Origin of the sequence: Planococcus antarcticus DSM 14505, from assembly GCF_001687565.2 — a bacterium.
Classification (GTDB): domain Bacteria; phylum Bacillota; class Bacilli; order Bacillales_A; family Planococcaceae; genus Planococcus; species Planococcus antarcticus.
On the sequence record NZ_CP016534.2, the window covers coordinates 3,737,220 to 3,759,166 of the forward strand.

Here is a 21,947-nt window from a genome sequence, read left to right on the forward strand (position 1 = left end):
AACCTGACTTCTGAATAGCTTCTCTTCTACACAACAATTAACTTAGTCGGCACATTGGCATCGGTATCAAAAAGATTCACGTATTCTCCCGTAATAATCCCTTTTGACTGCAAGGTTTGCTCGACACTCATACGCGCAAGGTCCTTCATATTATTGTCTTTGCTCAAATGCGACAAGTAAATGCGCGTCGGTTTTTCAGCAAGCACTTCGCTCATTGCAACCGCTGCATCCTCGTTTGATACGTGGCCGACATCGCTTAAAATCCGACGTTTGACAGACCATGGATAACGGCCCATCTGAAGCATCCCGACATCGTGGTTGCTTTCAAACACATAGGAATCTGAAGCCTGAATAATGCCTTTCATTCGGTCGCTGACGTAGCCGGTATCGGTGATTAGAGACAGTTTTCGGCCACCCGCATGGAATACATAGAACATCGGATCTGCTGCATCGTGTGAGACGGCAAACGATTCGATATCGATTGAACCGAAAGTCTTTACAGTGTCCATATCAAAATGGAATCGCTGCTCTAGAGGGATCGCTCCAACTAGGCCGTCCATTGCCGTCCACGTTTTGGCGTTGGCATAAATCGGCACTTTGTGCTTGCGTGCCAAGATGCCAAGCCCTTTAATGTGATCGCTATGTTCATGTGTGACGAGGATACCATCCAAATTGCTCATTTTTTTGCCGATTGCCGCAAACAGCTCTTCCATCTTGCGGCCGCTGAGTCCCGCGTCAACCAGGAAAGAATGTTCCCCGTCTTCGATATACGTGGCATTGCCGCTTGAGCCGCTGGCTAATACACTGAATTGCATAGTAAAATCTCCTTACTCTACTGCTTCTTCTTCTTCTTTGTTCAATTCGATAACACCATCTTTTACAGCATTAACGAAATAATCCTGGCGGCTGCCATCTGAAAGTTCCACTTGAATATGCCAAGTTGGAACAAACATTTGCCGATTTTCCGATACCTGTACAAGTACGGAATAGCCCAATTCTGTTTTTTTGATGGTCAAGTCGCGTTCCAGTAAGTTTTTCTGGTAAAGCGTATGAATTGCTCTAATGGCAGTCACCAACTCTTTTGGCTCTTGATTTTCGATAACGTCCGTGAACATCGTTTGTTCATAGCGGACAATATCCCCATCATTATTCCAATACACCGTCACTTTTCCATTCTCGCTGAAGTAAAGCGTCTCCCCATCAAAGGTCTGAAAAAAAACAGCTTTGTTCTGTTCTTCATCAATTTCCCATAATTCATAAGAAGTGCCCTCGTGGACAACTTCTTCCATGAAAGTATTTAAAGCTTCAGCACTTTCGGCTTTTCCTATTGGAGCAACGGCATCTTCATAAGCAACTTGCAGTCTTTTGCCATCTTGAATATTGACCTTAACATTTTCCTTTGGTGCATCTTTAACGGTGAGAATTTTCGTTTCACCCCGAATATAAGGCAGTCCTTCAACATCTTCAGGAAGATCCGAGTAGGTGATAGAGTCAGCTTCCAATTTTTCGTCCACCGATGATTCCGAAAGTTCTTCTAAATTCTCGGCTTCTGTATAACGGTCCAAATACAAGGAATATAAAAAGACGTTCAAAATAGAAAAGACAATGATAAAAATGGTCTTGGTTTTATTCCAATCCAAGTTCACGCCCTCCTGTCAATTCACTTGTCAGCTCTGTCCAAACACCATTCGCTTCAAAATACCAAGCCGGCTCAAAGATGAGAAAAAAGCGTTCTTCGCTTTGTGTCAGTTTGTATGCCGGTTTAATATCCGTTACAACAGATAAATCCTGATTATTGATTTGTGCGATGGCTTTCAAGACTTCTTCCCCCGAGGCAAGAACTGCCACACTGCTCTCTGCCTCAGAATCCAGTTGATAAATTGGACGGTTGTAGTTATAAGCCTGTTCTTCACCTGCATCTGTTCCCCAAGTGAGGTCCAGAGCAGCCGCAGTTGTCGAACTGAAGACCGGCAAATCACCAACATACAGCTGATACTTGATATGCTGGCTCACTGAATTCATACCGGCATAGAGATAATTATCCGTCCAGCCGCCGTGTCCATTGATAAGGCCAATAGAATCGAATAACAAATCTGAAGGAATTGCAGGATCTGAAGTTTCAGCTTTTGGCTGGACATAGCTAATGCTTACGGTGCTGGGATTTTCTCTCATCAACGCCCCAGAATCATCTGTATATTCCTGCGTCATTAAATCTGCCGATAATGTGAGTTCCGGGCTGTCCAATAAAGCTTCTGCAAATTTTGCTGTTGATGTCTCTTCCAATATATAATTGACACTTACTTTTTCAACTTCGCCTTCCTGCACGTAAATCGGTAAGGCACCGATTGTTTCATCGGTAATATAAGAGTCATACTCCGCAGCCTCCGTCAAGATATCCGTCTGGAATTGTTTTAGATTTTCTGCTGGAATAGCGGCTTTATAAATTCTACCCGACACTGTATTCATGAAGTAAAGAGCCGGCTGATCGTTGGCGGGTGCGTCCCACTCGACAACAATCCGATCAAATGACGATTCAGGAATCGTCGTATCGATGATGTTCGTCATTGTGTCAAATACCGGGAAAGGAACAAGCCCCGGGTAATAGATGACCGCCCGGTTCGAGCTATGCATATAGGATTCCATCGTATCAGGAGTCGTTTCTTCCTGTATCAGCCTTATATCCTGAATCTGCCATTGCTGAATCGCATCGAGTAGCAACTGGACATTGCTTTGATCGATAGTTCCAGTGACTTCCTCTTCGTTATGAAACAACAATTTTACCGGACGAACAATCTCTTCCGTATTCTTGCTGTCTGCGATCGGCTCATCGACGGTAGTCGATGGCTCGATGGTTTCGTGACTAGGAGTGAAGGTCCAGATGGTGAAAGTCAATGCCAGACTGAGCAGAATCAGCAAAAATAGGGCACCCGATTTAATATGCTCTACATATTTCAATCCCACTCACCTCCATCATCCATCTCGAAAGGCAGTGTGAAGAAGATGGTTGTGCCTTTTCCGTATTTGCTTTCCGCCCAAATGACGCCGCCATGAGCGTTGATCATTTCTTTGGAAATGGCCAAACCTAAACCAGTTCCTCCCATCTCACGGGAACGCGCACGGTCGACGCGGTAAAAGCGGTCAAAAATACGGTCAACATTTTCTTTCGGGATCCCCATTCCTTCATCACTGATTTGGATCAATAAGAATCCTTCTTCCACAGTCATCCCAAAGCGGACTTTATCGCCTTCCGGGGAATATTTCAAGGCATTAGAGATAATGTTGTCAATTACCTGCGTCAATTTATCAGGATCAATTTCCACAAAATACTGTTCTTTCGGCAAATGTCGTTCAAAATGAACTTTACGTGATTTCGACATTTCAAAACGGTCGATGATGCGGTTGAAAAAGACATTAAATTCAACCATTTCCTTGCTCAATTCAGTGTCACTCGAATCCATTTTCGACAGTTTCAGCAAATCATTAACAAGCCGGATCATCCGCTCCGTTTCTGTTTGCGTGACATTCAGGAAGTTCGGTGCCAGATTCGGATCCTGCCATGCCCCATCAGCCAATGCTTCCAAATAACTGCGCATCGTCGTCAACGGCGTCCGCAGTTCATGCGAAACGTTGGCTACAAATTCGCGGCGTTCCATATCGATCTTTTCTTGCTCCGTGTTGTCATGAAGCACTGCGATCAATCCGTTGACAAATCCAGTCTCTTTTTGAATGACCGAAAACGTCGTCCGCAATAATGTGCTTTGTTCATAGGAACTGAAATCAAGTGTCACTGCTTCTTTCATATCAATCAAATCTTCAAACGTGTATTCTTCCTCCAGCCCCAATATACTCGTCACTGGGCGATTGATTACCGTTTCACGTGAAACATTCAACAATTGCAGCGCTGGATCATTAATCAAAATGATTCGTCCGCGTCTGTCAGTCGACAGAACACCGTCCGTCATATTGGAAAGGACCGAAGCCAGTTTACGACGCTCACTTTCAGTGGACTGCTGGGATTCCTGCAGCCTATTCGTCAGATGGTTAAAAGCACGAGCAAGCTGTCCGATTTCATCATCGCTGTACACCCGCACTTTGCGCGAGAAGTTCCCTTTTGCCATTGCCTGCGCCTGCCTCCGCATATCCGCAATCGGTCGTGAAATCGTTTGAGCGACCAAAATCCCCAAAATCGCGGTGATCACTAGGGATATAGCGGTACCTCCAGCGAGAATGGCATTGATATCATCCATTTGGTCGTAGACATTTTCAATTTCTGCCACAACATACAAGGTCCCGAGAACCTCTCCTCCTGCTGCAAGGATCGGCTGTGTACGCACCCAAATCCGCTCTTCGCTTTCTTCATCTACATAAGTCTGTTCAAGTTCGGTTTCTCCGATGATAGAACGCCGAACTAGATCATTTGTCGAGCGCTGACCGACCAACGACTGGTTTTCAATTACGGAAGATGCTAAGATGCTGTAGCGTGTATTGACAACGCGTATCTCATTGAGATCATCCGATTTAAAACCATACAGCACCGTCCGCAAGGTCTGCTCGAGCGTCAAGTCCTCATCTGTACGCTCTTTGATCATTTCTTCCCGCACACTAAATTCGATGATTTCCATCCGGTCTTCAATGGAGCTTTCAAAGTTTCCTTTAAGTGTTTCTTCTAGCTGCTGGGCAAAATAAAGTCCGATAATCTGCATGGCCAGCAAGATTAACAGAATGTAGATTAAGACAAATTTCACATGTATCGATTTTAAAAAATTAACTTTTGACATTCAATTACTCCTGTTCAGGATTTCGCAAATAATAACCGACACCGCGGCGCGTCACGATCCACCCGGGATGGCTTGGGTTGTCTTCGATTTTCTCGCGCAGACGACGAATAGTGACATCCACTGTCCGGACATCGCCGAAATAATCGTAGCCCCATACCGTCTGCAGCAAATGTTCACGCGTCATAACTTGGCCGATATGCTTGCCCAGATAATGAAGCAATTCGAATTCACGGTGAGTCAATTCAATGGTTTCATCACGCTTTAAAACAAGATAGGCATCTGGTTGAATCGTCAAAGCACCTACTTGAATATCGTTTGAATTTTGTCCTTCATCCTCAGCTGGTGCGATATTTTGGCGACGCAAATTTGCTTTTACGCGGGCAATCAATTCACGGGTCGAAAAAGGCTTCGTGACATAATCATCTGCGCCCAATTCCAAACCGAGAACTTTATCAATCTCCGAATCCTTGGCCGTTAACATAATAATAGGAAAATCAAATTTTTTGCGGATTTCACGGCATACTTCCATACCATCGCGGTTCGGCAACATAATATCCAATAACATCAGATCCGGCTGAATTTCTCCTGCGATCTTGATCGCTTCATCTCCGTCGTAAGCGCATACTACGTTAAAACCTTCTTTTTTTAAGTTAAACTGCAGAATATCTGCAATCGGCTTCTCATCGTCTACAACCAAAATAGTTTTACTCATTGTTTTTCTCCCCTTTTTTCTTTCCGCTTACACCTTATTTTTCCCGTAGAACACTCTTTACTACCCTATACTTTATCATTCTTTAGGCCGTTTCGCACCTATTCAGCGGCCTGTATCTCTGTCACGCCTTTGAAAACCTGAATTGGCCACGCGACTATCCATTATCATAGCATGGTTCCGCAGTTGCCTTTTTCCTGTCACATCTGTCACGCCCAAGTGTTGTCCTTCTTTTCATTTATCGCAAAAATAGTTGACGGCAAAAAGCAGCCGCCCAAAGGTGACTGCTTGATGCAATGATATAGGGTTGAATCGAGTGTACAAATTGAAAAGCTCTTTAGAAGAAATCGCGTAAGATGGCGACTCCTGCGGGATAGCAAAGTGTCAAAATCCACTCGGGCCAAAAGCCCGAGTTAGTTCGGCGCGAACCCGCGGAAAGCGTCCATCTGTAGCAATTTCTTCCCCACTCTTCCTAAGAAAATTATCTCCAAACACTCGTAACAATGTTTGTTTGATTACGGTCAGGACCGACAGAGAAAATAGAAATTTGAACGCCTGTCAATTGCGCAATGCGCTCAAGATAATGACGTGCATTATCAGGAAGTTCATCTAGTGATTTGCAGCTTGTTACGTCTTCAGACCAGCCTGGAAGCTCCTCATATACAGGTTCGCACTCATCAAGCATACGCAAGTTCGCTGGGTATTCCGTGATCAGTTCTCCTTGGTAACGATAAGCGGTACAAATCTTCACCGTTTCAAGGCCGCTCAAGACGTCGATTGAGTTGACTGTCAAATCTGTCAAGCCACTGACGCGTCTGGCATGGCGGACAACAACGCTGTCGAACCAGCCGATGCGACGTGGACGTCCTGTAGTTGTTCCGTACTCTTTACCAACTTCCCGGATTTGCTGACCCACTTCATCGAATAATTCAGTTGGAAACGGTCCGTCCCCAACACGTGAAGTATAGGCTTTGCAGACACCAATGACGTGCTGGATTGTCGTCGGACCAACACCTGCACCGATTGTCACTCCGCCCGCTACTGGATTGGAAGATGTTACATACGGGTAAGTCCCTTGGTCGATGTCGAGCATCACGCCTTGTGCACCTTCAAACAATACGCGACGACCATTATCAATTGCATCGTTTAACACTTTTGATGTATCCGTTACATATTTGGCGATTTCTTGGCCATACGCATAATACTCTTCCATGATTTCTTCTACAGTAAATCCTTCTGTCTCATAAAACTTCTCGAACAGCCGATTTTTCTCTTTTAAATTCATGCGCAGTTTTTCCTCGAACACAACATGATCCAATAAATCCGCCATGCGAATTCCGACACGCGCTGCTTTGTCCATATAAGCAGGGCCGATGCCTTTGCCTGTTGTTCCGATTTTATTTGCTCCACGTCGTTCTTCTTCTACTTCGTCTTGCTTGATGTGGTATGGCAATAAGACGTGAGCGCGATTGGAAATGCGCAAGTTCTCCGTTGTCACTCCACGGTCATGAAGACCTTTCAATTCTTTCACAAGCGCTTTCGGATCTACGACCATGCCGTTGCCGATTACAGATGTCTTGTCTTTATAGAAAATCCCTGAAGGAATCAAATGCAATTTGTACGTTTCTCCACCAAAAATAATGGTATGTCCAGCGTTATTTCCGCCTTGGTAACGTGCAATCACTTCTGCATGTTCAGATAGAAAATCAGTGATTTTCCCTTTTCCTTCGTCTCCCCATTGCGTTCCTACTACTACGACTGATGTCATCGTCCGCACCTCCGTTAGGCATATGCCCTGTCTCAAACAGTGTTTATTGTACCAATAGAACCGCTTATCGTCAATACAGAACAGAAGAAAACACGAACATATAAATGTGTTACCACATTTAATGTTCGTGTTTAAAAGTCTCCTCCGGATTCGTGCTGACTCCAGTCGATGGTGACGAACTTATTGTATTCTTTCACAAAAGCCAATTTTACGGTACCGGTCGGGCCGTTACGCTGTTTGGCGATGATGATTTCAATCATGTTCTGGTCTTCAGTTTCCTTGTCGTAATAATCTTCGCGGTACAGGAAAGATACAATATCGGCATCTTGCTCAATACTTCCGGATTCACGCAAATCCGACATCATCGGCCGCTTGTCTTGCCGCTGCTCTACTCCACGGGACAACTGCGACAAGGCGATAACCGGAACTTCCAGTTCACGCGCCAGTCCTTTTAAGGAACGGGAAATATCCGATACTTCCTGCTGGCGGTTTTCGCCTGAGCGTCCTGGTCCCTGGATCAGCTGCAGATAGTCAATCATGATCATGCCAAGCCCGTATTCCTGTTTTAGGCGTCGGCATTTGGCACGGATGTCGTTAACACGAATCCCCGGCGTATCATCGATGAAAATTCCGGCATTCGACAAACTACCCATAGCCATTGTCAGTTTGCGCCAATCTTCGTTTTGAAGTGCGCCTGTCCGCAGCACTTGTGCATCGATATTGCCTTCTGCACAAAGCATCCGCATGACAAGCTGTTCGGCACCCATCTCCAAACTGAAGATGGCGACATTTTCGTCTGTTTTTGTCGCAACATTCTGTGCGACATTCAAAGCGAAAGCCGTCTTACCAACAGAAGGCCGTGCAGCTACGATGATCAAGTCATTTCGCTGAAACCCTGCAGTTACCTTATCGAGGTCGCGGAAGCCTGTAGGGATGCCTGTAACGTCCCCTTTGCGAGTATGCAGCAATTCAATATTGTCATAGGTCTTAACCAGCACATCCTTGATATGGGTAAAGTCCCCGGCATTTTTCCGGTTCGAAACTTCCATCATTTTCTTTTCAGCCTCGGCAAGCAGTGCTTCCACTTCATCTTCGCGTGTAAAGCCATCTTCTACAATCGTGGTGGCCACACGGATGAGTCGCCGCAACAGCGCTTTCTCTTCAACAATGTGGGCGTAATGCGCAACGTTTGCTGCCGTTGGTACTGCGTTGGCGATTTCCGTTAAATACGATAAGCCGCCAACGTCCTCCAACTCTTTTTTGACAGAAAGCTCTTCTGTCACGGTTACGACATCAATCGCTTTTCCATGATCTGATAAATTCAGCATCGTCTGGAAAATCTTTTGATGGGCAATCCGGTAAAAATCCTCTGCCATCACGATTTCAGCAACCGTGATCAGGGAAGGTGGTTCTAGAAAGATGGCGCCAATGACCGATTGCTCGGCTTCATGGTTATGCGGGGGGACACGATCTATCGTTTCGTTCATCGGTGTCCCACCTTACGCTTCTTCAGTAACATGAACTCGAAGCGTAGCGGTCACATCATGATGCAGTTTTACAGGGATATTGGTATAACCAAGTGCACGGATTGCATCGTCCAACTCCATTTTACGCTTGTCCAGTTTAATGCCGTGTTTTTTCTCAAGGGCTGTCGCCACTTGTTTCGTGGTAATCGATCCGAAAAGGCGTCCGCCTTCTCCAGATTTCGCTGTCAATTCAATAACTAGACCTTCCAACGTTTCTTTCAGCTCTTCTGCTTCCTGGCGTTCATGATCGGCTTCTTTTTGTTCTTTTTTCTTTTGACCGTCCAGTTTACTGATAGTCGCTTGATTTGCTTCGATGGCTAAATTGTTCTTTAGCAGGAAGTTATGCGCATAGCCATCTGCCACGTTTTTTATTTCACCTTTTTTACCTTTTCCTTTTACGTCTTTCAAAAATATCACTTTCATTCGTTTGCTCCTCCTTCATCATCTTCCAAAATTACCGCTTTTAATTGTTCAATGGCTTCTTCTATTGTTACATCCGGCATCTGGGTGGCGGCATTTGTTAAATGGCCGCCGCCACCGAGATTTTCCATGATGATTTGGACATTCACTTCGCCAAGCGACCGGGCACTGATGCGGATACCGCCTTCTGAGCGCTCTGCTACCACGAAGGACGCATTAACGTCTTTCATCGTCAGCAGAATATCAGCTGTCTGAGCGATCAATACTGGGCTGTAGACGCGGTCAGACTCACCTCTTGCAATAGCGATGCCCTGACCAACAAATTCCACTGTCTGTACAATTTTCGCGCGTTCCACGTAGGTTTCCAGATCTTCTTTTAAAATGCGCTGGACGAGCACGGTATCGGCTCCATTTGAACGCAGATAAGAAGCGGCTTCAAACGTCCGGGCACCTGTCCTCAAGGTAAAGCTTTTGGTATCCACGATGATCCCAGCCAGCATAGCTGTTGCTTCCAGCATAGACAGTTTTTCGTGCTTCGGCTGATATTCAATAAGTTCGGTTACCAATTCTGCTGTCGAGGAAGCATAAGGCTCCATATAGACTAGCATCGTATTGGTAATGAACTCCTCGCCTCTCCGGTGATGGTCAATCAAAACAACCCGTTCCATCCGCTGTAGCACCCGTTCATCGATAACCATTGAAGGCTTGTGTGTATCCACGACAACGAGCAGGGAATGCTCGGTCATATCCGCCAACGCTTCCTCAGGCGTGATAAACTGATCGAACAGATCAGGTTCTCCTTCGATTGCTTCCATTAGTCTCATGACACTGCGGTCATATTCGTCAAAATCAATGATGATTCGACCTTTGACTTTATTCATGGCAGCCATTTTGGCAACACCGACTGCGGCGCCGATCGAATCCATATCCGGCATTTTATGGCCCATGATAAACACTTGATCACTTTCCTGAATCAAGTCACGCAGCGCATGCGAAATAACCCGTGCCCTGACCCGTGTCCGTTTTTCAACCGGGTTGGTCTTACCGCCGTAAAACTTCACTTTTCCGCTCGGATGCTTAATCGCAACCTGGTCTCCGCCACGGCCGAGAACTAAATCGAGACCCGACTGAGCCAGACCGCCAAGTTCAACTAAGGATGGAGAACCTGCGCCTACCCCGATGCTCAAGGTCAATGCCAAATTGTCTTTGGCGGTAACTTCACGGATATCATCCAAAATAGCGAATTTCGACTGCTCCAGTTCTTTTAAGATCGATTCGTTGAAGACAGCCATAAAGCGATCAGACGAAATGCGCTTCACAAAAATCCCTTGATTTTCGCCCCATTGGTTGACGAGCGATGTGACCAAACTATTCAGGTTGCTGCGTGTTTGATCATCCATCCCCTGTGCAAGCTCATCGTAATTGTCAATGAATAGAATACCAATTACGGTACGATCTGCATGATAAAGTGTTTCAATTTCAACTTGTTCAGTAATATCAAAGAGGTAAAACAAACGGTCGTCCGCTTTGTAATACACGCGATATTTACGCCCTCCCAACGTGATGGTTGTATCTTTCGACCCCTCGGATTTCACCAACGCGTAGAAGTCATCAGACAGTGTATAGAGGGACTCACCAATTAGCGTATCGTACTTGAGTGTCGATGTCATATAGGGATTTGCCCATTCAATATTGTGTTTTTCATTGACCAATAAAATCCCGATTGGCATCTCAAGCAATGCTTCTTCTCCGACTTTTTTCATCCGGTAAGACAAGGTTTCAATATGTTTTTCAGTAGCTTCATAGACTCTTTTTTCTGTCACCCACGCCATTGCAAAAGCGAGCGTAAAAAGCAACGTAAAGATACCAGCTGCCCATTCCGACCAAAGTGAAATCAGAATCGCTGCGGCCATACCAAGAGCCAGCAGCGCTATAAGCGGATATCGAAGTTTTCTTTTTCTGAAAAAAGCCGACATTATTCTTCAGCTCCTTATTTTCCTTTAAAATCGTGTGCCCGCTTGACCCAACCTCGGATATCAAATCCAAGATCTACGATTCCGATAATACTCGTAAACGACTGCAATGGCAATGCCAGCAAAGTTACCAGCACTGTCACCCACTTCGGCCAGCCTTCCTGGTGGATGTAGAAGTGATAAAAAGAAATACCCTGCAGGAATAGCAAGAATTGAAGCAGCACAGTTGCATTGATGAAAATCATGTACGCCATTGTTCCTTGTTCGAAATCCGACAACAGTGAAACAAGCAACACGATTAAATAATACCATAAAACAGATTTTGGCAATTTCATGTTCCGGAAAGGCGGAAACTTAGGAGCCGCAATTCCAAGACGCTTTAAAATTGGCAGCAAGATCAGCAACAGCACCCATACCAATATGAAGACACTTAATACCATTAATACCGGCAGCAAGGTATCAAACATAAACTGAAACTGCACAACAAATTCATTGTAATCTTCCATAGAAGATTCCGGAGCATCCATACTTTCCATCAAAGAACCTGTTTGCTCGAAGAACTGCTCAAATGTTGCTTTAAACTCTTCCAATACATTCATGCCAAAAAGCGCAATGGAAGCCACGTATTGGACCATCAAGGCCACCAGCAGAACAATACTGGCACCCATGAACATGAATAATTTGCTTTTCTTATAATAAATCGAAATACCAATTGCCAAGCCAAACGGTATAAAGGTCAACCCAAGTGGTAATGACAAAAGGCCGCCGATAATAAACGACAGCACCAGACAGACTGCTGCAAAAAGCGCAGAGGCTTTCCATGGGTACTTTGCGCTGTACCAGGCGACCGGTAATGCTAGAATCAAAGTGCTTACTATACTCAACACAGGCACGTATACCGAGATTGCCAGCAGGACGGTAAACACTGCCGCCATCATTGCCCCGTTTGTAAGTTGACGCGTTTGTTGATTTTGCATATGACTGCTTTTCCCCTTCTTTCGGGTGGATTTCATCCTTATAATTGTACCATGATTCAAGAATCTGAACAAAATGAGCGGTCCGAGGGAAGCGTAACCGGGCTGAAGCATAAAACGGTGCAAAGAACATGTTAAGATTTTTTTAAGCTACATTTTCCTGAGTTTGAATATTCCACAAATCAACTCCGCTTTCGGGCTCACAAGATTCGGGTCATGCGGCTGGCCTCGAACTAACTGTCGCTTCTTCGCTGCACTGCTCCTTTGGAAGTCTTCATCAGATTTGCTTCATCTCCTACTGAATAGAAAATTTCTTTTTCATATATTAACAGCTGTAGCACCCTTAGAAGAAAGAGCGGAAAACCAACTGCCTGCATCACTGCACAAGATTCGTCGCAAGGAGATCCGCGCACTCGTCCATCTGGAGCGAGTTCTTCCCCTTTACCCCACTGTCCTTGTTTCAACGCATAAAAAAAAGACCGGTTTCCCGGTCTTTATGAAATCTTTGTCCAGACTCCAGCGCCCAGATTCAACGGGCGCTTTCGCTTTTCTTTAATTATCTTTCTTCCGCAACAAACGGTAGAAGTGCCATGATACGAGAGCGTTTGATAGCGATTGTCAACTTACGTTGCCATTTAGCGCTAGTGCCTGTAACACGACGTGGCAAGATTTTTCCTCTTTCAGAAATAAATTTCTTCAACAGGTCAGTATCTTTATAGTCAATGTGCGTGATGTTGTTGGAAGTGAAGTAACAAACCTTTTTCCGTTTTTTTCCTCCGCGACGTGGTGCCATATCGAATTACCTCCTTTACTTAATAGTTGGTCGTCAGTTTCAGTCCATTTTAGAACGGTAAATCGTCATCCGATACTTCGATCGGACCGCTGCCACTCGAGAATGGATCTTCGTCTACACGAGTATGGTTTTGCTGACTTGGGCTCGGTGATTGGTTCTGTTGATTGGAAGGCTGCTGTCCTTGTGAACGGTCCGTATTGGCGCTTTTCGGTTCAAGGAATTGAACACTATCTGCCACTACTTCTGTCGTATAAACGCGTTTCCCGTCTTGTCCCTCGTAGCTACCTGTCTGGATTCGGCCTTCAACGCCAGCCAAACTTCCTTTTTTCAGGAAATTCGCTGTGTTTTCAGCTTGTTTGCGCCAAACGGTACAATTAATGAAATCAGTTTCGCGTTCACCTTGAGCGTTCGAGAATGTCCGGTTTACAGCAAGTGTAAAGCGAGCAACTGCAGCGCCGCTTGGTGTGTAACGAAGATCTGGATCTTTTGTCAGTCTTCCGACTAAAACAACTCGGTTAATCATCAGAATTCAACCTCCTTCAAGTCAAAAAAAAATTCAGTGCCATGATCCTGTTTACGCGTCTTTGCGTACAGCGATATGACGAATAATGTCTTCGTTAATGTTCGCAAGACGTGTGTATTCGTTGATAGCTTCAGAACCAGCGTTTAATTTTACGATTTGGTAGAAACCTTCACGTAAATCGTTGATTTCATAAGCTAAACGACGTTTACCCCACTCTTTCGACTCGATGATTTCAGCACCGTTCGAAGTAAGCATGTCGTTAAAACGCTCAACTAGAGCTTTTTTCGCTTCCTCTTCAATTGCAGGCTGAATGATATACATTAATTCATATTCTCTCATCGTGTTGTCACCTCCTCATGGACTTGGGCCCTGCTGTATCCAGCGGGCAAGGAGCAAGCAATTCATAAATATTACTCACATCATTGTATTGTATCACAACTCACACGGGCTCGCAAGCATGATTTTTGACATGAAATCATCTATACTTTTATACATACACAGAAGGACGTGAAGCTATGACCCCCTCCCATATAATTGAGCTAAAAATGGATGAGATCGCCCCCAAAGCGCTTTGGTTTAATGCCGTTTTGCTGGTTGTGTTTGCAGCCGCTTACCATTTCTTCAATGAACCATTATCGTTTCGCTTTTCATTGGCGGGCATATTATTGTTTCTGCTTGGCTACGTAGTTTTGATTGTTGTGCATGAGCTTTTTCATTTAATTGGTTTTGTGCTGTTTGGAAAAGTTCCTGTTTCTTCATTGAATTATGGTGTAAATCTAAAAATGGGTATCGCCTACGCTACTACCAATAGACCTGTTCAAAATCGTGCCATGCGCAAAGCCTTGTTGTTGCCTTTTTGGACGACAGCCTTTATCCCTACCGTATCAGGATTTGCTTTAGACAATCAAGTGCTTGTTCTACTGGGTGCGATGCTGACGGCTGGAGCTTTTGGTGACTTTATCATGTACCACGAATTACGCAAACAAAAAAACACGGCATGGATCGTTGATGATCCTTCGCTGCCGCGCCTTCATGTTTACGATCATTATCCTGAAAATGGCAGCGTCGACTAATGCGGCGCTTGTTCTAGAACACGGGATGGAGAACTTTCCATTTCCCTGTTGAAATCTGTTGTTTCAGCAATTTTTCGTCTTTAGCGATATAAGCGATCGTTTCAAAAGAATGATTGCTCGCTTTTGCTTCGATTGTCACTTTATCGTATAAATCTGTTTTGGGATCTCCTGAATAATCCTCAAGGTAATCCAACGCGGGCCATAGAACGTCTGGGATGTCATAGATCTCCCCTTCAATTTGATCCGTACCTGACAATACCATTGCCGGATAGCCCATTCCTGTATCATACAAAGTTCCTTTTCCCATTGCTTGTTCTTCCACCAATTCAGCTTCTTCTAAATAGCAATGATACTTCCCGCCCTGCTTCAACGTTCCGTATGCAAATAACAACATCTTCTATTCCTCCATGCAAAAACCGGATGCGACAAGGCACCCGGTTGCTTTTTTAGTTTTTGTGGTACGTTAAATCGGAGCAGAACGGTCGCCTCCGCTTTTAGACTTATCCAGCTGCGGCGCCCAACCCCTCGAGGTCGCTTCGCCCTTGCCTGCAATGGCAAAGATCGCCATTACCTGCAAGGTCTCCAGCGCTTGTCGGGGCTTGATAGGCGCCTCCGCTTTTAGACTCATCCAGCTGCATCGACCTGCTCCTCGGGTCGTAAGCCACTCTGGCTGTGCGGCTGAAAACACGCCGCTTCACCAGATCGTCTACGCCTGTCGGAGCATAACGGTCGCTTCCGCTTTTAAACGTTAAATCTAAATAGCATTACGTCGCCGTCTTTGACGATGTATTCTTTGCCTTCTTGACGTACTTTCCCTGCTTCTTTTGCTGCCGCCATTGAGCCGGTTTCAACTAGTTCATCGTAGGCAACCGTTTCAGCGCGGATGAATCCGCGTTCGAAGTCAGAGTGAATAACACCGGCACATTGTGGTGCTTTCATGCCTTTTTTAAATGTCCAGGCACGAACTTCTTGAACGCCCGCTGTAAAATAAGTTGCTAACCCAAGCAAGTTGTATGAGGCTTTGACCAATTGGTCCAAACCAGATTCTTTGATGCCCAACTCTTCCAGGAACATTTCTTTTTCTTCGTCTTCTAGTTCAGCCATTTCTTCTTCGATCTTTGCACAAATTACGATAACATCCGCATTGTCTTTAGCAGCGAATTCACGAACCTTTTGAACGTATTCGTTGTTATCGGCATCTGCGATTTCGTCTTCTGAGACGTTTGCCACGTAAAGCATCGGTTTGAGTGTCAGTAAATTCAAGCCTTTCGCAATGCGCAACTCGTCTTCTGTGAATTCGATCGAACGCGCTAAATCACCGTTTTCAAAAGCTTCACGTAATTTCATCAGGACAGGTTCTTCTGCAACAGCGTCCTTATCTTTTTGTTTCACTAATTTCGCTGCGCGTGCAATGCGTTTTTCAATACTTTCCATATCCGCCAATACCAATTCCAAGTTAATGACTTCAATATCAGAAATCGGATCCACTTTTCCGGTTACGTGGGTAATGTTATCGTCAGCGAAGCAGCGAACCACTTGGCAAATCGCGTCGACTTCACGAATGTGAGACAGGAATTTGTTCCCGAGTCCTTCGCCTTTACTGGCACCTTCAACAATTCCTGCAATATCGGTAAATTCGAAAGCTGTTGGAACGGTTTTTTTCGGATCCACCAATTCTGTCAATTTATCAAGACGCTCATCGGGAACTTCAACAATCCCAACGTTCGGATCTATTGTACAGAACGGGTAGTTTGCTGCTTCTGCGCCCGCTTTAGTTATTGCATTGAATAATGTGGATTTCCCCACATTTGGTAATCCTACAATCCCTGCAGTTAATGCCATAGGATGCACAACCTTTCCTCTATATCAAACGAATTATTTTTTACACAACCATTTCATTATAAGAACGAAATCTAAAATTGTCCATTTTTCATTCTGCTTCGGCTTTAATTAAAACCTTTTTCATCTTTTTATTGAATTCCATACGTGGCAGCATCACGCTATGCTGACAACCCTCACATTTAATCCGGACGTCAGCCCCCATGCGAATAATCTTCCAGGCATTGGCTCCACACGGATGGCCTTTCTTCATTTCAACTACATCGTTCAGCCCAAACTCCTTCATTTCCATGAGTTCGCCTCCTCCTATTAAGTTTTAGCATTTTTTGCTGTAGCCATTTCTTCCGGAGAACGCTGCATCATCACCATGCGCGGGTAAGGAATTTCAACTCCCCGTTGGTCTAGAAAATCCTTCAAATCACGACGCATCTCTCTGGCTATCGCAAAATGCTGCATTGGCAAAGTTTCTGCTGTTATCCGCATAACGATTTCAGTCGTTGTCAAGTTTTGAACACCCAGCAATTCTGCAGGCTTGATGATTTGTTCATATCGATCCTGTAAACTATCCAGAAATTCCATGATTAAGCTCTCCACGCGCGTGATATCCGATTCATAGGAAATATTGACGTCTACCACCGCAATGGAATTATGGATTGAGAAGTTTACGACATCGGTTATCGTGCCATTTGGGAAAATAAACAATTCTCCAGTCCAGGCTTTTACTTTTGTCGTACGTAGGCCAATTTCTTCCACCGTGCCTTCTGCAGCTCCAATCCGGACGTAGTCCCCTACCGAAAACTGATCTTCAAAAATAATAAAGAACCCGGTAATGACATCCCGCACTAAATTCTGAGCACCAAAACCGATGGCTAGCCCCAGAACCCCTGCCCCGGCTATCAACCCGGTAATATCAATCGTAAACGTTGACAGGATCGAAACACCTGCGATGAAATAAACGACATAAGCCACTACATTCGACAATAGTTTCGATAATGTTTGCTGGCGCCGCTCGTTATAAAGCAAGGGGCCTTTAATCCGGACCGAAAAAGTTTTGCGGATCAGCACACGCAGCACCTTCACCGCGACGACTGCAGCTATTGTAATCAATATTACTTTCAGAAAAATAACAGCTAAGTCTATCCACATTGCTTCATTTGAAATTACATCTAAAATTCGCTGTGTTATTTTTTCAACATTCACTCTTTCACCTTCCTGCACTTACATTAAATTGAATTTATAGATAATCGTAACCACTATTCCGACAACCAATATACCCGGCAACAAGTTCGCCACTCTAATTTTCGTTACGCCCATCATATTCAACCCAATTGCAGCAATCATGACACCGCCGGTTGCACTCATTTCCATGATGAACATATCTAACGCAGCATCAGGGATGGCCAGGCTGATTTGAGTTGCAAACAAGGCAATCAACCCCTGATAAACGAATACTGGAATCGCAGCAAGCAGGACCCCGAATCCAAGTGTGGAAGCTAAGACGATGGACGTAAATCCATCAATAATCCCTTTAGAGATCAAGACACCATGTTCATTGCTCAATCCGCTCTCCATGGCACCAATAATCCCCATCGCGCCAATCACAAAGATTAAAGTAGCTGTAACAAACCCTTGGGCAATGCTGCCTTTGCTTTCTTTTGCTCCAAGCATGCGCTCAATCCAATGACCAAACGCATTCAATTTTCCATCTATATTTGACCATTCACCTAAGACCGTTCCCAGTACTAAGCTGATAATGACAATAACAAAGTTTTGGCTTTCAAATCCCATTTGCAAGCCAAGAACAACCACTGCCAGTCCAATTACATACATGACCGTCTCTTTCATCTTTTCAGGAATATTGCGGAGTGCTCTTCCAATAATGGTTCCCACAATAATTAAAATCGCATTTATCAACGTCCCAAAGAGAACCACTGCATTCCTCCTCCTTATAAGCCTCTATTTCCTGATTGGTTCTCTTCTCCTTCTTTTCAAGGGAAGTATTCCATTTCCACTAAAACGCTGTGCATTGACTCACATATATTTCATTTATCAAAAACAGAACCTATTTTCCCTTTCCGGAAAATAGGCATATGTCAGCTTAACAATTCTAAAATCCGTTCCAAATCATCTTCTGAGAAAAACTCAATCTCTATCTTGCCTTTGTTCTTGTTTTTCTTAATTTGAACATTTGTGCCGAAGCGATCTCTAAGTTCAGATTGTTTTTCTTCTATAAAAATATCTTTCTTTTTCTCGATTGTTTCACGTGGAACATCTTCATTCAAGCGCTGCACCAAATTCTCCAGTTGACGAACATTTAAGTTTTCTTTGACCACTTTTTCAGCTGTCTCCGGAATCATTTTTTTGCTTCTTAGCCCTAGCAATGTACGGCCATGGCCCATCGACAGTTCCTTTTCCGAGATAAGTTTGCGAACATTTTGCGGCAAGGTCAAAAGACGTACATGGTTGGCGATATGTGGCCGGCTTTTCCCTAAGCGAAAAGCAAGCTGTTCTTGAGTCAAATTCAGCGCTTCCATCAGTTTCTGATAAGCTTCTGCTTCTTCAATCGGCGTCAAATCTTCCCGTTGAAGGTTTTCCAATATAGCAAGTTCCATCATCTGCTGATCTGTCAACTCTTTGATAATCGCTGGAATTTCTTTTAGTTTAATTAATTTAGCTGCACGGAAACGGCGTTCTCCTACGACTAGTTCGAATTTTTCACCAGCTTTTCTAACGATAATCGGTTGCAGAATCCCATGTTCTTTTATGGACTCAGCCAATTCCTCTAGAGCAGCTTGATCGAATATTTTCCGTGGTTGATAAGGATTCGTACGAATTTCACCGACATTGATTTGGTTCACTTTATCCGCTTCATTGACTGTTTCGCCTGGAAACAATGCATTAATGCCTTTTCCTAATCCTTTAGCCATTATGAATCACTTCCTTCGCCAATTCTAAATACACTTCTGCGCCTCTGGATTTTGGATCATAGATAATAATTGGCTCTCCGTGGCTCGGTGCTTCGCTCAACCTAACATTTCTTGGAATGATCGTTTTATAAACTTTGTCCTGAAAATATTTTTTTACTTCTTCAATTACTTGTATTCCTAAATTCGTCCGGGCATCCAGCATCGTCAATAAGACACCATCAATCATTAAATCATGATTTAGATGCTTTTGTACTAAGCGGATCGTACTTAATAATTGGCTTAGTCCTTCTAATGCATAGTATTCGCATTGCACAGGAATAATAATCGCATCAGAAGCCGTTAGTGAATTCAATGTCAATAAACCTAAAGATGGCGGACAATCAATGATTATGTAGTCGTACATATCTTTGACTTCTTCCAGTGCATTTTTTAATCGAGCTTCTCGTGAAATGGTCGAAACCAGTTCAATCTCAGCTCCAGCAAGAGAAATCGTAGCAGGGACCACATGCAGATTCTCTACTTTCGTTTCCATGATCGTACTCTTAACATCTACGTCATCTATCAACACTTCGTAGATGCATTGATCGACATCCCCTTTGTTTACTCCCACTCCACTAGTGGCATTTCCTTGAGGATCAATATCTATTAACAACACTTTTTTGCCTAAATAAGCAAGGCAGGCACTTAAGTTCACTGAAGACGTTGTTTTTCCTACGCCGCCTTTTTGATTGGCGATCGCAATAGTTCTACCCACACTTGCACCAACTTTCTTTAACACTCTCTTCATTTTACTGCGGAACCATTCTTTTAGCTATTCTGTCCGGCTCCCATTTTTCTATTGTATCAAAATTTTTCAAAATTACGACGATCTAGCCATTAAAAAAGCTCTTTCCATACTGGAAAGAGCACTTATGATTTCTTTTTCGGAATTTTCACTGTGATTTGATAATATTCTTCATGTTCTTCTTCCTCCGTTGTTAAATCAATCCCACTTTTAGAAACCATGTTCAAGGATTCTTTAATCGTATTCATCGCAATTCGCATGTCTCTACTTATTGCTTTTCTACGTGCCTTCGGTTTTTTCGGCTCATCTGAAAATAGTTTCGTCACTTTCATTTCCAGCTGCTTTACATTCAAGCTTTCTTCAATCGTTTCCTCGAATAGTTTTTTCTGCAACTCTGCGTCTTTCACCTGCAAAAGAGCTCTGGCATGCCGTTCAGTCACCAGCCGGTTCAGTAAAGCCGTTTGAATTTCTTCTGGCAATTTCAGCAGCCGCAACTTATTGGCCACCGTAGACTGTCCTTTACCAAGGCGTTGTGCCAGTGCCTCCTGCGTAATCTCCTGTATTTCCAATAGATTTTGATAGGCGTGAGCTTCTTCTATTGAAGTCAGTTCTTCACGTTGAAGATTTTCTATCAACGCGATAGACGCCGTTTCCTTATCGCTCAAATTACGGATGATTGCCGGGACTTCCGTCCAAAGGAGTGATTTCATCGCACGGAAACGCCGTTCTCCGGCAATGATTTCATATTCTCCTTCATTATCGGATTTTCGGACCACAATCGGTTGAATCACCCCATGTACATGAATTGTTCTTGCCAATTCTTCAATCTTTTCTTGATCGAATACTGTTCTTGGCTGAAATTTATTGGCATGTATTTTGTCTAGCGGCAATTTCAGTACTTCTTCTGAAGCCTTGTGTTCTGCCACTTCCTTCTTCGTTGTCTCATTTGCTTTATCGCCGCCTCCGAAGAAACGAGAGAAAGGACTTTTCATCCTCAAGCACCACCTTTTACAAGCTCATTTTGCTACTGAATCTTTTTTTGTTCCCCTGGCAGTAAAATGTTTCACGTGAAACATTAAGAGATTGGCGACTTATTCGGGACTCCAGCTTTCCGTGGATATTTCTTTGGTGTTTGTTTAAATTTTTTAAAGACCTGGATATAGCGTTCACTTTCTTCTATTGGCAACAGGAAGGAATGAATAGCATCCAATTTCACGCCCAGCTTCAGCAATGCTTTTTCCGCATCATCTAATTCATCTGCAGCAGATGCGGCTTTCATTGCCGCAAACACCCCACCTTTTTTCACAAGTGGCACACACAATTCTGCCAAGACCGACAGACGGGCTACAGCACGTGCAGTTACCAAGTCATAGCTTTCACGGTGCAAAGACTGTCCAAAATCTTCTGCTCTTGAATGGACGAATTGCACTTTAGTGAGTCCAAGTTTGCTACTCAAATGCTCGAGAAACTGAATGCGTTTGTTTAAGGAATCCACAATCGTCACTTCGATATGAGGAAAACAAATTTTAAGTGGAATGCTGGGGAATCCGGCTCCAGCTCCGACGTCACAAAGTTTCATGGACTTTGTAAAATCCAAATAGAATGCGGCAGTGATCGAGTCATAGAAGTGCTTTAAGTAAACGGCTGGCTGTTCCGTGATTGCCGTAAGATTCATTTTTTCATTCCATTCGACTAGTTCCTCGTAGTAAATCCGAAATTGCTTTAACTGCTCTTCGGTCAGGAAGATGCCTTTTTCACTGAGGGCATCTTTAAACTGTTGTTCACTCAAGCTGGCTTCCTCCCTCTTTTTTATGAATTTTCTATGTAAAAGCAAATGGGCTGGTGTGAGCCAGCCCATTC

The 21,947-nt window shown here is 44.1% G+C and carries 23 protein-coding genes; 1 reads left to right on the plus strand and 22 read right to left on the minus strand.

Features of this window, described 5'->3' with window-relative positions:
• Positions 1-26: 26 nt before the first annotated feature.
• The 13 genes from BBH88_RS18260 to rpsF form a co-directional block, all read right to left on the minus strand.
• On the minus strand, positions 27-815 hold the full coding sequence (locus tag BBH88_RS18260) for an MBL fold metallo-hydrolase (RefSeq protein WP_006830575.1): 789 nt from the start codon (positions 813-815) through the stop codon (positions 27-29).
• Between the two features lie 12 nt (positions 816-827).
• Positions 828-1,640: a two-component system regulatory protein YycI gene (locus tag BBH88_RS18265; protein WP_006830574.1), complete on the minus strand. Its 813-nt coding sequence runs from the start codon at positions 1,638-1,640 to the stop codon at positions 828-830.
• Positions 1,627-2,961 carry a YycH family regulatory protein gene (locus tag BBH88_RS18270; RefSeq protein WP_238323375.1) on the minus strand — a complete coding sequence of 445 codons (1,335 nt, stop codon included), beginning with the start codon at positions 2,959-2,961 and terminating at the stop codon, positions 1,627-1,629. Before BBH88_RS18270 ends, BBH88_RS18265 begins: the two co-directional genes overlap by 14 nt.
• On the minus strand, positions 2,952-4,778 hold the full coding sequence (walK, locus tag BBH88_RS18275; protein WP_006830572.1) for a cell wall metabolism sensor histidine kinase WalK: 1,827 nt from the start codon (positions 4,776-4,778) through the stop codon (positions 2,952-2,954). Before walK ends, BBH88_RS18270 begins: the two co-directional genes overlap by 10 nt.
• Positions 4,779-4,782: 4 nt before the next feature.
• Complete coding sequence (yycF, locus tag BBH88_RS18280) at positions 4,783-5,490, minus strand: response regulator YycF (RefSeq protein ID WP_006830571.1); 708 nt, start codon at positions 5,488-5,490, stop codon at positions 4,783-4,785.
• 478 nt (positions 5,491-5,968) lie between these two features.
• On the minus strand, positions 5,969-7,255 hold the full coding sequence (locus BBH88_RS18285; protein WP_006830570.1) for an adenylosuccinate synthase: 1,287 nt from the start codon (positions 7,253-7,255) through the stop codon (positions 5,969-5,971).
• Between the two features lie 131 nt (positions 7,256-7,386).
• Positions 7,387-8,742 carry a replicative DNA helicase gene (gene dnaB / locus BBH88_RS18290; RefSeq protein ID WP_006830569.1) on the minus strand — a complete coding sequence of 452 codons (1,356 nt, stop codon included), beginning with the start codon at positions 8,740-8,742 and terminating at the stop codon, positions 7,387-7,389.
• 12 nt (positions 8,743-8,754) lie between these two features.
• Positions 8,755-9,204 carry a 50S ribosomal protein L9 gene (rplI, locus tag BBH88_RS18295; RefSeq protein ID WP_006830568.1) on the minus strand — a complete coding sequence of 150 codons (450 nt, stop codon included), beginning with the start codon at positions 9,202-9,204 and terminating at the stop codon, positions 8,755-8,757.
• Positions 9,201-11,177, minus strand: coding sequence for a DHH family phosphoesterase (locus tag BBH88_RS18300; RefSeq protein WP_006830567.1), 1,977 nt, complete (start codon positions 11,175-11,177; stop codon positions 9,201-9,203). The genes rplI and BBH88_RS18300 overlap by 4 nt, the downstream gene beginning before the upstream one ends.
• 14 nt (positions 11,178-11,191) lie before the next feature.
• Entirely contained in the window at positions 11,192-12,151 is a 960-nt protein-coding gene (locus BBH88_RS18305) for a YybS family protein (RefSeq protein WP_006830566.1), read from the minus strand.
• A 553-nt stretch (positions 12,152-12,704) separates the two neighbouring features.
• Positions 12,705-12,941 (minus strand): 30S ribosomal protein S18, encoded by a 237-nt coding sequence (rpsR, locus tag BBH88_RS18310; protein ID WP_006830564.1) that lies wholly within the window; start codon positions 12,939-12,941, stop codon positions 12,705-12,707.
• 49 nt (positions 12,942-12,990) lie between these two features.
• Positions 12,991-13,464, minus strand: coding sequence for a single-stranded DNA-binding protein (gene ssb, locus BBH88_RS18315; protein ID WP_006830563.1), 474 nt, complete (start codon positions 13,462-13,464; stop codon positions 12,991-12,993).
• Positions 13,465-13,515: 51 nt separating this feature from the next.
• Positions 13,516-13,803: a 30S ribosomal protein S6 gene (gene rpsF / locus BBH88_RS18320; protein WP_006830562.1), complete on the minus strand. Its 288-nt coding sequence runs from the start codon at positions 13,801-13,803 to the stop codon at positions 13,516-13,518.
• Between the two features lie 176 nt (positions 13,804-13,979).
• On the opposite strand from rpsF, the gene BBH88_RS18325 reads away from it, so the two are divergent.
• The gene (locus BBH88_RS18325; RefSeq protein WP_065536336.1) at positions 13,980-14,537 is read left to right on the plus strand and encodes a DUF3267 domain-containing protein; all 558 of its coding nucleotides are present in this window, start codon (positions 13,980-13,982) and stop codon (positions 14,535-14,537) included.
• A gap of 13 nt (positions 14,538-14,550) precedes the next feature.
• Here BBH88_RS18325 and BBH88_RS18330 read toward each other — a convergent pair whose 3' ends face one another.
• The 9 genes from BBH88_RS18330 to rsmG form a co-directional block, all read right to left on the minus strand.
• Positions 14,551-14,931, minus strand: a complete 381-nt coding sequence (locus BBH88_RS18330; protein WP_006830560.1) for a gamma-glutamylcyclotransferase family protein — start codon at positions 14,929-14,931, stop codon at positions 14,551-14,553.
• 347 nt (positions 14,932-15,278) lie between these two features.
• Positions 15,279-16,379: a redox-regulated ATPase YchF gene (gene ychF / locus BBH88_RS18335; protein ID WP_006830559.1), complete on the minus strand. Its 1,101-nt coding sequence runs from the start codon at positions 16,377-16,379 to the stop codon at positions 15,279-15,281.
• A gap of 88 nt (positions 16,380-16,467) precedes the next feature.
• On the minus strand, positions 16,468-16,668 hold the full coding sequence (locus BBH88_RS18340; protein WP_006830558.1) for a DUF951 domain-containing protein: 201 nt from the start codon (positions 16,666-16,668) through the stop codon (positions 16,468-16,470).
• A 17-nt stretch (positions 16,669-16,685) separates the two neighbouring features.
• Positions 16,686-17,576, minus strand: coding sequence for a mechanosensitive ion channel family protein (locus BBH88_RS18345; protein ID WP_006830557.1), 891 nt, complete (start codon positions 17,574-17,576; stop codon positions 16,686-16,688).
• 18 nt (positions 17,577-17,594) lie between these two features.
• Entirely contained in the window at positions 17,595-18,308 is a 714-nt protein-coding gene (locus tag BBH88_RS18350; RefSeq protein ID WP_006830556.1) for a DUF554 domain-containing protein, read from the minus strand.
• Between the two features lie 161 nt (positions 18,309-18,469).
• Complete coding sequence (locus BBH88_RS18355; protein ID WP_006830555.1) at positions 18,470-19,303, minus strand: ParB/RepB/Spo0J family partition protein; 834 nt, start codon at positions 19,301-19,303, stop codon at positions 18,470-18,472.
• Positions 19,296-20,057, minus strand: a complete 762-nt coding sequence (locus BBH88_RS18360; protein ID WP_006830554.1) for a ParA family protein — start codon at positions 20,055-20,057, stop codon at positions 19,296-19,298. Before BBH88_RS18360 ends, BBH88_RS18355 begins: the two co-directional genes overlap by 8 nt.
• Before the next feature lie 155 nt (positions 20,058-20,212).
• Positions 20,213-21,079, minus strand: coding sequence for a nucleoid occlusion protein (gene noc, locus BBH88_RS18365; RefSeq protein WP_006830553.1), 867 nt, complete (start codon positions 21,077-21,079; stop codon positions 20,213-20,215).
• An 83-nt stretch (positions 21,080-21,162) separates the two neighbouring features.
• Entirely contained in the window at positions 21,163-21,876 is a 714-nt protein-coding gene (gene rsmG / locus BBH88_RS18370) for a 16S rRNA (guanine(527)-N(7))-methyltransferase RsmG (protein ID WP_006830552.1), read from the minus strand.
• Positions 21,877-21,947 lie beyond the last annotated feature (71 nt).

Bases quoted from the DNA above. Each gene is read 5' to 3' on its own strand.
- BBH88_RS18260 (WP_006830575.1), bottom strand. From the start codon at position 815: ATGCAATTCAGTGTATTAGCCAGCGGCTCAAGCGGCAATGCCACGTAT.
- walK (WP_006830572.1), bottom strand. From the start codon at position 4,778: ATGTCAAAAGTTAATTTTTTAAAATCGATACATGTGAAATTTGTCTTA.
- yycF (WP_006830571.1), bottom strand. From the start codon at position 5,490: ATGAGTAAAACTATTTTGGTTGTAGACGATGAGAAGCCGATTGCAGAT.
- BBH88_RS18285 (WP_006830570.1), bottom strand. From the start codon at position 7,255: ATGACATCAGTCGTAGTAGTAGGAACGCAATGGGGAGACGAAGGAAAA.
- dnaB (WP_006830569.1), bottom strand. From the start codon at position 8,742: ATGAACGAAACGATAGATCGTGTCCCCCCGCATAACCATGAAGCCGAG.
- rplI (WP_006830568.1), bottom strand. From the start codon at position 9,204: ATGAAAGTGATATTTTTGAAAGACGTAAAAGGAAAAGGTAAAAAAGGT.
- BBH88_RS18300 (WP_006830567.1), bottom strand. From the start codon at position 11,177: ATGTCGGCTTTTTTCAGAAAAAGAAAACTTCGATATCCGCTTATAGCG.
- BBH88_RS18305 (WP_006830566.1), bottom strand. From the start codon at position 12,151: ATGCAAAATCAACAAACGCGTCAACTTACAAACGGGGCAATGATGGCG.
- rpsR (WP_006830564.1), bottom strand. From the start codon at position 12,941: ATGGCACCACGTCGCGGAGGAAAAAAACGGAAAAAGGTTTGTTACTTC.
- ssb (WP_006830563.1), bottom strand. From the start codon at position 13,464: ATGATTAACCGAGTTGTTTTAGTCGGAAGACTGACAAAAGATCCAGAT.
- rpsF (WP_006830562.1), bottom strand. From the start codon at position 13,803: ATGAGAGAATATGAATTAATGTATATCATTCAGCCTGCAATTGAAGAG.
- BBH88_RS18325 (WP_065536336.1), top strand. From the start codon at position 13,980: ATGACCCCCTCCCATATAATTGAGCTAAAAATGGATGAGATCGCCCCC.
- BBH88_RS18330 (WP_006830560.1), bottom strand. From the start codon at position 14,931: ATGTTGTTATTTGCATACGGAACGTTGAAGCAGGGCGGGAAGTATCAT.
- ychF (WP_006830559.1), bottom strand. From the start codon at position 16,379: ATGGCATTAACTGCAGGGATTGTAGGATTACCAAATGTGGGGAAATCC.
- BBH88_RS18340 (WP_006830558.1), bottom strand. From the start codon at position 16,668: ATGGAAATGAAGGAGTTTGGGCTGAACGATGTAGTTGAAATGAAGAAA.
- BBH88_RS18355 (WP_006830555.1), bottom strand. From the start codon at position 19,303: ATGGCTAAAGGATTAGGAAAAGGCATTAATGCATTGTTTCCAGGCGAA.
- noc (WP_006830553.1), bottom strand. From the start codon at position 21,079: ATGAAAAGTCCTTTCTCTCGTTTCTTCGGAGGCGGCGATAAAGCAAAT.